This window comes from Nocardia sp. NPDC004711, from assembly GCF_053601595.1.
This window is the reverse complement of the sequence record NZ_JBSGCB010000121.1, coordinates 1-10,709: the sequence shown is the minus strand read 5'-3', so window position 1 is coordinate 10,709 and position 10,709 is coordinate 1. Positions and strand designations below refer to the sequence as shown.

The window sequence follows — 10,709 nt, the reverse complement described above, 5'->3', positions numbered from 1 at the left end:
TCGCGATCAACGAATCCAGTTCGGCCACAGCATGATCCAACACCACCCGACAGGTCTACCAGCAACGAATCACGCGAGTGCAGTTGCAGTACTAGTCCGGACTGCTTCGCGCCGCGAACTCAGCGGGTCAGATCCCGCACCGTCTCGGACAACACCCCGAGGCCGTCGGCGAGCAGGTCGTCGCCGATCACCAGCGGGGGCAGCAGCCGGATGACGTTTCCGTAGGTGCCGCAGGTGAGCAGCACCACGCCGCGTGAGAGCGCCTCGGCGGCAATGGCTTTGGCGAGGTCTGGATCGGGGGTGCCGGTGCCCGGCCGGACCAGTTCGATGGCGAGCATCGCGCCCCGGCCGCGTACGTCACCGATCACGCCGGTCGCGGCGGCCAGCTCCCGCAGCCGCGGCGCGGTGGCCGCCTCGATGGCTCGCGCCCGGGCCGGCAGATCCAGCGACCGCATCACCTCGATGCCGGCCAGGGCCGCCGCGCACGCCACCGGATTGCCGCCGTAGGTGCCGCCCAGCCCGCCCGGGTGCACCGCGTCCAGTAGCTCGGCCCGGCCGGTGACGGCCGACAGCGGCATGCCGCCCGCAATGCCCTTGGCCATGGTGACGATGTCCGGCTCGATGCCCTCGTACTCGCTCGCGAACCATGCTCCGGTGCGGGCGAATCCGGTCTGCACCTCGTCGGCGATGAACACCACCCCGCGCTCACGGGCCCAGTTCGCCAGCGTGAGAAGGAATCCCGGGGCAGGCACGATGAATCCGCCCTCGCCCTGGATCGGCTCGATGACGATCGCGGCCAGCGAATCGGCCCCGATCTGCACCTCGATCCGCGAAATGACCCGGCGCGCAGCCTGTTCCCCGGTCAGCCCAGGCTGGTCGCGGTAGGGGTAGGACATGGGCATGCGGTGGATGTCCGGTGCGAACGGGCCGAAATGCGCCTTGTACGGCATGGATTTCGCGGTCAGCGCCATGGTCAGGTTGGTGCGGCCGTGATACGCGTGATCGAACGCGACCACCGCCGGCCGGCCGGTCGCCAGCCGCGCCACCTTCACGGCGTTCTCCACCGCCTCCGCGCCCGAATTGAACAGCACCGTCCGCTTGTCGAAGGAGCCGGGCGTGAGCGCGGCCAGTACCTCGGCCACGCGGATGTACTCCTCGTAGGGGGTGACCATGAAGCAGGTGTGGGTGAACCGCGCGGCCTGCTCGGCGACCGCGGCCGCCACCTCCGGATGGGACGCGCCGACCGTGGTGACCGCGATGCCCGAGCCCAGATCGATCAGCGAATTGCCGTCCACATCGAGAATGACGCCGCCGTCGGCGTCGGCCGCGTAGACGGGCACCGACGATCCGACCCCGGCCGCCACGGCCGCTGTCCGGCGCGCGGTGAGCGCCCGGGAACGCGGGCCCGGCAGCGCGGTGACGAGGTCGCGACGCTGGGGCAGGCGGTAGTCGATCGAGGGCATGCGGAATTCTCCCGGTCGAGGGTCGGTGGCGCCGGTCCTCAGTCTGCGCCACGGCACCCGCGATCATCCGTGCCGAATTGACAACACGCCGGGCAGGAATTAATTGGACCGCGACCTCGACAATGCCCGAACCCGGGCCGAACTCCTCCTCGTCCTGCTCGCCGAAGCCGATTGATCGGCGGGGCAAGGGCTGCTATCTTTCTACGTATCTACTTAGTAGATACGTAGAAAGAGCTCGGGCCGTAGACCACCTGCGGCTGAGGGCGCCGTGGGGACGGCGTCGTGGCGGCAGGATTGTGCGGACCCCTCATCACGCGCAAGGCTGTCGGCACACGAGGGGCGGGGCCGCTGATCAGCGGCCCCGCCCCTCGGTCGTATTCGGTTGTGCGGCAGGTCAGACGCGGGCTCTGATCCACTTGTAGACGACCAGCACCACGATGGCGCCGATGATGGCGCCGAGGAAGGTGTGCTGGACCGGTGGATGGACGCTGAACTTGTGCGGGGCGAAGACCAGACTGCCCAGGGTGCCGCCGACGTAACCGCCGATGATGCCGAGAACGGCGGTCCAGATGATGCCGAAATCCTCCTTGCCCGGAACCAGAAGGCGGGCGATCGCGCCCGCGATGAGGCCGATGATGATCATCGTGATGATGCCCATGGCATGCTCCTTGCCTCGAGGTGGCGCATTCGAAGGTAGCAGGGCAGACGCCCGAAATGAGCGTGTCGCAATACACCGGCGTGCGCGTTTCGTGCCGTGGGCGGCGGCCGGACCGGCGTTCTCGGGCAGCGAAACCCTCGTCGACGCCAGGTTTTCCGGGCCATGATGGAGGCCGACGACGTCATGACGGCAGTGGCTCCTGCACGACGGCAGCGTGGCCGGCGCGGCGAGTCCGCCGATTCCGAAAGGCATGCGCATGAGTGCGAATGCGCCCGAAACTCCCTCTCTCACCGGCCGGGGCGCCCTGGCCCGGACCATCGCCGCCCGCGGCGGACTGGCGGCCCCGGAGTCGCCGTTCGTCATCGAACACCGCGAAGCGCTCATCTACATGCTCTGCCAGGCCGCCGAACTCGAACACGGCATCATGTGCCAGTACCTGTTCGCGGCCTTCTCGCTCGAGACCTCCGCCGCGGAGGGCCTGAGCGCCGCCGAGGTCGAGAAGGTCACGCGCTGGCGGAAACTGGTGTCGCACGTGGCCACCCAGGAGATGCTGCACCTGTCGCTGGTGCACAACCTGCTCTCCGCCATCGGCGCGGCGCCCCACATGACCCGGCCCAACCTGCCCTTGCCCGCCGCCCACTATCCGGCCGGGGTGCAGCTGGCGCTGCTGCCGTTCGGGGAGCAGGCGCTGCGGCACTTCATGTTCCTGGAACGCCCGGAGGGCATGGCCCTCGACGACGCCGAGGGCATCGCCATGGCCGGGCGCGCCGCCGCGCACATGGAGCAGGGCGAGATCGTGCCGCGAGTGCAGGACTTCGCCACCGTCGGCCACCTGTACCGCTCCATCGAACACGGCATCGAGCATCTGGCCGAGAAGTACGGCGAGCGCTGGCTGTTCGTCGGACCCCGCCGCGCCCAGGCCACCGAAAAGCATTTCCGCTGGCCGGAATTGGTGGCGGTGACCGATCTGGCCTCGGCCAAGCGGGCCATCGACACCATTCTCGAACAGGGCGAGGGCGCGCGCGGCGACTGGCGCGACGCCCACTTCGGCCAGTTCGTCAAGATCCTCGACGAGTACGAGCAGTGCCTGAGCGAGAACCCCGACTTCGACCCGGTGCGGCCGGTGCTGGCCGCCAATGTCCGTGCGCCCGAACGCGATATCCCGGTCCCGTTGATCAGCGACCTGGGCACCGCGCGCGTCACCGACCTGTTCAATGTCGGCTACGAGATCCTGCTGCAGATCTTCGAGCGGTTCTTCGCGCACACCGAGGAGACCGACGCCCAGCTGCAAACCCTCGCCGACGCCACGGTCTCGCTCATGCTCGGCGTCATCCGCCCCCTCGGCGAACTCATCACCACCCTGCCCGCCGGCCCGGACCACCCCGGCCGCACGCGCCCGGCCAGGAGCCGACGCTGTTCGAATGGGCGGGCGGCTATCCGGCACTGCGGCGGATGACCGCGCTGCTCTACGAACAGCTGATCCCGGACGATACGGTCCTGGCAGCGGCTTTCAACGATCCCGACACCGATTACGCACGCCGGGAGGCGGATTGGCTGGCGGTCGCGTTCGGCGCGCCCCGGGAGTCGGACGAACCGCGGTCCAGGCCCGACCTGACCGAGGAGCAGCAGCAGCAGCGCTGGGGACAGCTGATCCTGCGCGCCGCACGCGAGTCCGGACTCCCGGACGATCCCGAATTCCGTTCCGCCTTCGCCGCTTTCGTGGCATGGGCGGTCACCGCCGAAGGTCACGCGCCCGACTGGGATTGGGGCCCGGCCGGACCGCCGTCCTACGTGGCGCCGCAGCCGTCCGCCGAATCATCCGATCCTGCCCTGCCCCGACCCGAGGCGGCCGTCGGCTTCGCCGCCCACATCAAACCCCTGTTCCGGGACAAGGATCAGCGCTCCATGAGCTTCGTCTTCGACCTGTGGTCCCTCGACGACGTCACCAAGCACGCCGCCGAGATCCTCGACCGTCTGGCCGCCGGCACCATGCCCTGCGACGGCGCCTGGTCGACGGAGAAGGTGGACGTCTTCAGGAGGTGGACCGAGTCCGGCATGCGCCCGTGACCCGCCCGGGCCGCGACCACCGAGTCGTGATCGTGCGGCCCGGACGGCCGTCCGCGCGCCGAATCCCGGCTCAGCCCACGTGGATCGGCATGGCGGCGATGTCGTTCTGGGTCATGACCGGAAGGTTGACGATCTCCTCGACCGGGTTGGCCAGCCGCAGTTCCGGGAAGCGGTCGAACAGGGCGGGCAGCGCGATGCCCGCTTCGAGGCGGGCCAGCGCCGCGCCCGGGCAGATGTGCGGGCCGTATCCGAAGGAGATATTGCGGTGCGCGCTCGGCCGGGTGATGTCGAAATCGTCGGCGTCCTCGCCGAAGACCGCGGTGTCGCGGCCGATGGCACGGTAGGACATGACCACGCCCTCCCCCTGCTCGATCACGGTGTCGCCGACGGTGATGTCCTCGGTGGCGAAGCGCATGAGCAGATGGGTGACCGGGCCGTCCCAGCGCAGCGTCTCCTCGATCACCTGCTTCCACTCCACCTCCTCCGAGCGCACCCGGGCCAGCTGTTCGGGCCGGGTCAGCAAGGCGCGCACCGCATTCAGGATCAGGCTCACGGTGGTCTCGTGCCCGGCGGCGACCAGTGCCTTCAGGTTGCCGACCACCTCCTCCTCGGTGAGCGGTTCGCCGCCCTCGTCGGCCAGGATGAGCGCGCTGGTGAGGTCGTCGCCGGGCTCGGCGGTCTTGCGGCGGACCATCGCGGTGAAGTAGACGTCCATGTCCTCGATGATCTGCAGCCGCTCGTCCTGCGGAGTGACCATGGAGAAGAACTTCTTGTACCAGTCCAGCAGCATCGGGTGGTCCGCGCGCGGCACCCCCATGAGCTCGGAGATCACCCGCATGGGCAGCGGATAGGCGACGACCTGCTTGAGATCCACCGCCGCGCCGTCGTGGCCCGCCTCGTCCAGATCGTCGAGCAGCTCCTTGGTGAGCCGTTCGATGGTGGGGCGCAAGGCTTCCAGGCGGCGCGGGGTCAGCGCCTGGGTGGTCTTGATGCGCAGGCGGCGGTGCTCCGGGCCGTCCACGGTGAACATGGAGCGGCCGGCGTCGATCATGCCGATCAGCGGCCACTGCCGGGTGACGACGCCGTCCCGCCACAGCTTCCAGGCATTGATGTCCTTGACCAGTCTGGTGTCGGTGAGCAGCTGGCGGGCGATGGTGTGGTCGGTGATCGTCCAGGCGGGGGCGCCGAGCAGATCGATCCGGGTAACCGCCCCGGCGGCGCGCAGGCGGGTGGTCTCGCCGGCGAGATCACCGACCATCGGATCTATCGAAATCGCATGCGGGCAGGGGGAACTCACTGGAAACCTCCGAGAGCGCGAACAGGAGTGAAAACAACAGGAAGGGAAGTCATTCCGCGCAGGAACGGCGACGGCCGCCGCACCAGGTTCTGCGCGGGCACCGCCAGATCGATGTCCGGCAGCCGGTCCAGCAACACCTCGATGCCGGTGCGCGCCACCACCTCCGCGATCTGCTGCGCCGGGAACGGGCAGCGGTACTCGCCGTGGCTGAACGCGAAGTGCGCGTTGTTGCCGGTGTGGGTGGCGGCCTCGCCGACCGCCTGGCGCACGTGCGGATCGGTGTTCGCGGCGGCCAGCCCGAGCAGCAGCAGGTCGCCCGCGCGAATCGTCCGGTCCGCCAGGCGCGTATCGCGCGCGGCCCAGCGCCCGGCCAGGATCGAGGTGGGGGACTCCTCCCACAGCACCTCGTTCATCGCCTGATCCACACTGCGCCGCCCGCCGCCCAGCGCGGCCGCGAACCGGTCGTCGGTGAGCATCAGGCGCACCGAATTGACCAGCCAGTCCGCGGTCGGCAGGTGTCCCGCGGCCGTCACGGCCATCAGGTCGTTGACGTACTCCTCGTCGGTGAACGGCGCCGGGAAGGCCAGCATGCGCGAGACCAGATCATCGCCCGGCGCGGTCTTCTTCACCGCCAGCAGATGCTGGATGTACTGCATGAACTGCAGGTGCGCCGCCTGCGCGTCCGCGCCGCCGTCGGCCATCACCTTCATGGCCCGCGCCAGCCCGGGGCCCTCGGCGTCGGGAATGCCCAGCAGCCAGGCCAGGACGAGCACGGGCAGTGGCTCGGCGAACTCGCCCACCAGATCGGCCTGGCCGCGACCGCAGAAGGAGTCGATCAGCCGATCGGCCAAACCCTCACAGACCCGGCGTAATTCGAAGGGATCCACCGACTCCAGCGCGGGCTCGACCATGGCCAGGTGCCGCCGATGCTCCGCGCCCGCCGTGAAATAGATCGACGGCATGGGCGAGCCGACCATGGGCAGCAGCGGCCAGTCCGGCGGGATGTTCGGCCACTGATTCCACAGTCCGACATCGCGGGGGAACAGTTCGGGAGAGCTGGTGACCTGGTGCATCTCCCGATACCCCAGCACCAGCCAGGCCGGAATCCCGCCGGGCAACTCGACCGCGGCCACCGGCCCGTGGTCGCGGCGCATCTCCCGGTAGAGCGAATGCGGGTCGGTGTGGAAGCGGGGGCCGCTCAACGGCACCACGCCGGGCTCGTGGGGCACGGGGCAGGAACCCGGCGCGGGTGATGTCATGCGGGATTCCTCCACAGCGCGGTCTCCGGGTGAGAGAGGTATTCGACCAGGGCGATCAGGACGTTCTTGCAGGAGTCGCGGTCGCGGGCGTCGCAGTCGAGCAGCGGGATGTGCGGGTCCAGATCCAGCGCCTCGCGCACCGCGGGCAGGGCCGGCCCGGGTCCGAAGTTGTTGCACGCCACGATGAACGGGGTGCGCTGGTGCTCGAGCCGGTCGATGGCGTACCAGGAGTCCGCGATCCGCCGCTGATCCACCAGCACGATGGCGCCCAGCGCGCCCGCGAACAGGCGGTCCCACAGGAACCAGAAGCGTTCCTGGCCGGGCGCGCCGAACAGGTACAGCACGTGCTCGGTGTCGATGGTGATGCGGCCGAAGTCGAAAGCCACCGTGGTGGTGGTCTTTCCGGGCACGCCCGCGAGATCGTCGACGCCCTGGCCGGCCTGGGTCATGGTGGCCTCGGTGTCCAGCGGGCGGATCTCGCTGATCGAGCGGACCATGGTGGTCTTGCCGACGCCGAAGCCGCCCACGATCACGATCTTCAGGCCCTGCCGGGCATCGGCGTGCAGCGGGGCGTCGGCGCGGGCCGGACGCGGGTCCTCGGTGCCGGCGCACCGGATGTCAGAGCTTACGGAGTCCAACGAGCACCTTTTCCAGCATGTCGGTATCGGGCAGCGAATTCCATTGCCGCGCGGCATGATCCGGATGACGCACCGTGATCTTGCCGGCGTGCAGCAGGTCCGACAGCAGGACGACGGTGATGCCGACCGGCAGCCGCAGCTCGGCCGCGATCTCCACCACCGCGGTCGGCGCGCGGCACATGTCGAGGATGGCGGCATGCTCGGACTGCATGCCGCGTACCGGATCGCATTCGCTGACCACCAGGGTCACCAGATCGAACGCGTCCGAATCCGGTTGGCTGCGACCGCCGGTCAGCGTGTACAGCCGATCCGGATCCTCGTCTGGCCTGGTCACGACACGCTCGCCCCCGGCACCCGCGGGGCAGCGGCCAGATGCTCGCCGAGTTGCTCGACCAGCTCCCGCATCGTGTGGCCGACCAGCCCGGCATCGGCGTCCTCCGCAGCCACCACCGCGATGTGCGCCCCCACCCCGGCCTCGACGATGAACAGGATGCCCCCGTAGAACTCGGTCATCGACTGGCGCACCCCGCCCCGCCCGTCCCCGAACTCCACCGAGGCACCGTGCGAAAGACTCTGGATCCCAGCAGCGATCGCCGCCAGCTGATCGGCGCTGTCGTTCCCCAGCCCGGCCGTATGACAGATCTTCAACCCGTCGCCGGACAGCAGTAGCGCATGGCGCGCCCGCGGCGTACGCGCCAGCAACTGCTCCAGCAGCCAACCCAGATGTGTGGCGGACGGTGTCATCGATCGGTCTCCGATGGGGACGTAGGGGCGGGGAACGAGTTCGTGGTGAAGGCGCGTTGGAAGGCAGCCATGGCCGAGGGCGCGGACGGCGCGCGTGGCGCCTCGGGCTGCGCCGGGCCCGACAGGCCGTCCGGGTGGACGGCGGCCAGCGTGCTGCCGCGACGGCGCTTCGGCAGGCCGCTGGAAGTCGCGGTGTGCTGGTCGATTTCGGGCTGGGCCGGAAGAAGGTCCTGGGCGGTGGAGGCGAAGGCGGGTTTCGGCGGCGGTGCAGTGTCGGGCGCGGTGGGGACATCCGTCGCCGGGGCGCCGGGGTGCGGACGGGTGGTGACCGGGGTGAGGCGGCCGAAGGTGCCGGATTGGCGTTCCAGGCGGGTGGTGAGTTCACGGGGGATGACGACGACCACGGCGGTGCCGCCGATGGCGGAGGGGCGGTAGCTGACGGTGAGGTCGTGTTTGCGGGCCAGGTGACCGACCACGGCCAGGCCGAGGCGGGTGCCGGAAAGGGTGGAGAGGTCGGAGCCGGCGCGGGGGCCGGAGACGGCGGATTCGGCTCGCCGGAGAGCCGATTCGCTCATGACGAGACCGGAGTCCTCGATGGTGATCACCACACCGGCGGGGACCTCGGTGGCGTAGACGTGGACCTCGGTGGTGGGCGGGGAGAAGTTGCAGGCGTTGTCGAGCAGCTCGGCCAGGGCGTGCATGACGCCCTCCGCGGCATGGCCCGCGATGGCGATCTCGGTGATCGCGCGCAGGCGCACGCGCTGATAGCCCGCGACCCGGCCCATGGCGCCGCGCAGGATCGATTCCATGGCAATGGGTTTCGCCCACCGGCGGCCCGAGCGCGCACCGCTGAGTACCGCGATGCTGTCGGCCAGCCGGCCCGCCTGCGCGGTGCGGTGGTCCAGTTCCAGCAGGTCGGCCAGCACCTTCGGGTCGGCGTGCCGGTGCTCCATCTCGCGCAACTCCGCCAGCATGCTGGTGCTCATCGCCTGCATGCGGCCCGCCGCGCCGGCGAACGCGGCCATCGCGGCGGCGCGGCGGCCCTCGCTCTCCTTGGCCGCCCGGGCCTCGGCCGCGACCTGTTCGCGGATGCCGTGAATTCTGGCCTCGGACTCGGTTATTCGCGCCTGAGCGGCGGAAACAGTCGCGGCCACATGGGCATCGGACTGCGCGGTGTAGGCCAGCGCCTCCTGCCGCACCGCCTGCACCCGGCCCCGGTAGTAGGCGGCGGCCGTGAGGGCGGCGGTCAGCAACAGCGCCGCCACGCTCGCGCCGATGGCCAGCGGCACCCGGAAATCGGTGGGGGAGTAGAAGACCGCGACCGCCACCGCGGCCACACCGAGCGCCAGCGATCCCGCCAGTGTGGACACGGGCGGTCGCTGTCGCAGGACGGGTTGCTGCTCCCCGCCCGGCGGATTCACTGATTCCGACACGCTCCGCACTTCCGAACCGACGTCCACCAGGGCGATTACCCCGGTGCCCCCAACCGCACCCGCATGCGGGACCAGTGCCAAATGCCCGGACCGGCAAGCAGATTCGGATCTGCCGGACGCAGCATAAGCGCACCGGGCGGGCCGCGCTACCCGAGCGCGAACCCGCTGGCGATCACGAGTCCTGGTGAGCGGGAAGGCGGTTCAGACGCGGGCGAAGACCTGCGGGCGCGTACTCAGGTACCCGTAGCCCAGCACCGCCACCAGATACAGCAGCAACGCCGCCGCGGGCAGCACCAGCCCGATCGCCGCGATCAGGTCGAAGCCCACGAAGCCGATCACCGCCTGCCGGCCCTCTCGCCGCGCGTAGTCGGCATCGTAGCCCGGCTCGAACAGATCCGGGTTGCGGCGCAGGGCAATCCACATCACATACCAGGCCGCCGCCTGCACCGCACCCGCCAGCCCGTAGAAGGCGGTCGCCACCTTGGCATTCCAGCCTCCGTCCTCCAGATGATGGGCCAGCACGGTCGTCGGGAACGGCAGGAACGCCACCGCCAGGAGCAACAGCAGATTGCCGCAGTGCAGCAGTCCGTCCATCCGCCGGACCCGGCCGAAGAAGCGGTGATGGCACAGCCAGATCACACCGATGGTGAGAAACGATCCGGCATAGGCGAGGTAGCTGGGCCACAGCCCGGTCAGCTCGTGCCACAGCGAGCCGTCATCGGTCTCCGGAATGCGAATCTCGAGTACGAGCAGGGTGATCGCGATGGCCATGACGCCATCGCTGAAGGCTTCCACGCGGGTGGTATCGGAAAGCCGCGATTCGGGGTACTGCATGCGGTCATTATCGAGTCAGCGTGCCGGGTTCGATGTCCTCGAGTTCCTGTTCGCGTATGCGCGCACCGGCGATGAGCGAGCCCAGCGCGAACCCGAAAATCGGAACGGCGACGATCGGCGACCACGAATTCACCTGCGGCCCTGCCGGTCGCAGCAGCGTCACCACCCGGATCGCCGCCAGCGTCACCCCGCTCAGCCCGCCGAACAGGAACAGCGACAACTGAGGTTCCCCCCAAATGGTGGGCAGGGGGCTTATGCGCTGTCAGGCAGCCGCGTGGAGTGACTTCTCGAAATTGTCGGGGCTTTGCATCCCGAT

12 protein-coding genes are annotated in these 10,709 nt (G+C 69.5%); 2 read left to right on the top strand and 10 right to left on the bottom strand.

Translation table 11 applies throughout. The annotated features are described in order from the left end of the window. Positions 1-119: 119 nt before the first annotated feature. Both gabT and ACWEKS_RS47725 read right to left on the bottom strand, forming a co-directional pair. Positions 120-1,463 carry a 4-aminobutyrate--2-oxoglutarate transaminase gene (gene gabT, locus ACWEKS_RS47730; protein ID WP_452346326.1) on the bottom strand — a complete coding sequence of 448 codons (1,344 nt, stop codon included), beginning with the start codon at positions 1,461-1,463 and terminating at the stop codon, positions 120-122. 394 nt (positions 1,464-1,857) lie between these two features. Beyond that, a complete protein-coding gene (locus ACWEKS_RS47725) occupies positions 1,858-2,121 on the bottom strand; it encodes a GlsB/YeaQ/YmgE family stress response membrane protein (protein ID WP_379404126.1) in 264 nt (87 codons plus the stop codon). A gap of 256 nt (positions 2,122-2,377) precedes the next feature. Between ACWEKS_RS47725 and ACWEKS_RS47720 the strand changes: the two genes are divergently transcribed. Both ACWEKS_RS47720 and ACWEKS_RS47715 read left to right on the top strand, forming a co-directional pair. Further along, complete coding sequence (locus tag ACWEKS_RS47720; RefSeq protein WP_452346325.1) at positions 2,378-3,577, top strand: ferritin-like domain-containing protein; 1,200 nt, start codon at positions 2,378-2,380, stop codon at positions 3,575-3,577. Further along, on the top strand, positions 3,574-4,188 hold the full coding sequence (locus ACWEKS_RS47715) for a hypothetical protein (protein WP_452346324.1): 615 nt from the start codon (positions 3,574-3,576) through the stop codon (positions 4,186-4,188). Before ACWEKS_RS47720 ends, ACWEKS_RS47715 begins: the two co-directional genes overlap by 4 nt. A 70-nt stretch (positions 4,189-4,258) precedes the next feature. On the opposite strand, the gene ACWEKS_RS47710 is transcribed toward ACWEKS_RS47715, so the two are convergent. From ACWEKS_RS47710 to ACWEKS_RS47675, 8 genes are all read right to left on the bottom strand, one after another. Beyond that, a complete protein-coding gene (locus ACWEKS_RS47710; RefSeq protein WP_452346323.1) occupies positions 4,259-5,446 on the bottom strand; it encodes a cytochrome P450 family protein in 1,188 nt (395 codons plus the stop codon). A 35-nt stretch (positions 5,447-5,481) separates the two neighbouring features. Then, positions 5,482-6,744, bottom strand: coding sequence for a cytochrome P450 (locus tag ACWEKS_RS47705; protein WP_452346322.1), 1,263 nt, complete (start codon positions 6,742-6,744; stop codon positions 5,482-5,484). Next, positions 6,741-7,286, bottom strand: a complete 546-nt coding sequence (locus tag ACWEKS_RS47700) for a GTP-binding protein (protein ID WP_379427655.1) — start codon at positions 7,284-7,286, stop codon at positions 6,741-6,743. The genes ACWEKS_RS47705 and ACWEKS_RS47700 overlap by 4 nt, the downstream gene beginning before the upstream one ends. Positions 7,287-7,362: 76 nt before the next feature. After that, the gene (locus tag ACWEKS_RS47695; protein ID WP_364615320.1) at positions 7,363-7,716 is read right to left on the bottom strand and encodes a DUF742 domain-containing protein; all 354 of its coding nucleotides are present in this window, start codon (positions 7,714-7,716) and stop codon (positions 7,363-7,365) included. Beyond that, a complete protein-coding gene (locus ACWEKS_RS47690) occupies positions 7,713-8,126 on the bottom strand; it encodes a roadblock/LC7 domain-containing protein (protein ID WP_354838000.1) in 414 nt (137 codons plus the stop codon). The genes ACWEKS_RS47695 and ACWEKS_RS47690 overlap by 4 nt, the downstream gene beginning before the upstream one ends. Then, positions 8,123-9,496, bottom strand: coding sequence for a sensor histidine kinase (locus ACWEKS_RS47685; RefSeq protein WP_452346321.1), 1,374 nt, complete (start codon positions 9,494-9,496; stop codon positions 8,123-8,125). The genes ACWEKS_RS47690 and ACWEKS_RS47685 overlap by 4 nt, the downstream gene beginning before the upstream one ends. A 264-nt stretch (positions 9,497-9,760) precedes the next feature. Next, positions 9,761-10,393 (bottom strand): TMEM175 family protein, encoded by a 633-nt coding sequence (locus ACWEKS_RS47680; RefSeq protein WP_452346320.1) that lies wholly within the window; start codon positions 10,391-10,393, stop codon positions 9,761-9,763. Between the two features lie 7 nt (positions 10,394-10,400). After that, positions 10,401-10,613 carry a hypothetical protein gene (locus ACWEKS_RS47675; RefSeq protein WP_452346319.1) on the bottom strand — a complete coding sequence of 71 codons (213 nt, stop codon included), beginning with the start codon at positions 10,611-10,613 and terminating at the stop codon, positions 10,401-10,403. Positions 10,614-10,709: the final 96 nt, after the last annotated feature.

Excerpts from the sequence above, each read along its gene's own strand:
- ACWEKS_RS47715 (WP_452346324.1), top strand. The coding sequence starts at position 3,574 with ATGACCGCGCTGCTCTACGAACAGCTGATCCCGGACGATACGGTCCTG.
- gabT (WP_452346326.1), bottom strand. The coding sequence starts at position 1,463 with ATGCCCTCGATCGACTACCGCCTGCCCCAGCGTCGCGACCTCGTCACC.
- ACWEKS_RS47680 (WP_452346320.1), bottom strand. The coding sequence starts at position 10,393 with ATGCAGTACCCCGAATCGCGGCTTTCCGATACCACCCGCGTGGAAGCC.
- ACWEKS_RS47725 (WP_379404126.1), bottom strand. The coding sequence starts at position 2,121 with ATGGGCATCATCACGATGATCATCATCGGCCTCATCGCGGGCGCGATC.
- ACWEKS_RS47710 (WP_452346323.1), bottom strand. The coding sequence starts at position 5,446 with ATGGTCGGTGATCTCGCCGGCGAGACCACCCGCCTGCGCGCCGCCGGG.
- ACWEKS_RS47690 (WP_354838000.1), bottom strand. The coding sequence starts at position 8,126 with ATGACACCGTCCGCCACACATCTGGGTTGGCTGCTGGAGCAGTTGCTG.
- ACWEKS_RS47720 (WP_452346325.1), top strand. The coding sequence starts at position 2,378 with ATGAGTGCGAATGCGCCCGAAACTCCCTCTCTCACCGGCCGGGGCGCC.
- ACWEKS_RS47705 (WP_452346322.1), bottom strand. The coding sequence starts at position 6,744 with ATGACATCACCCGCGCCGGGTTCCTGCCCCGTGCCCCACGAGCCCGGC.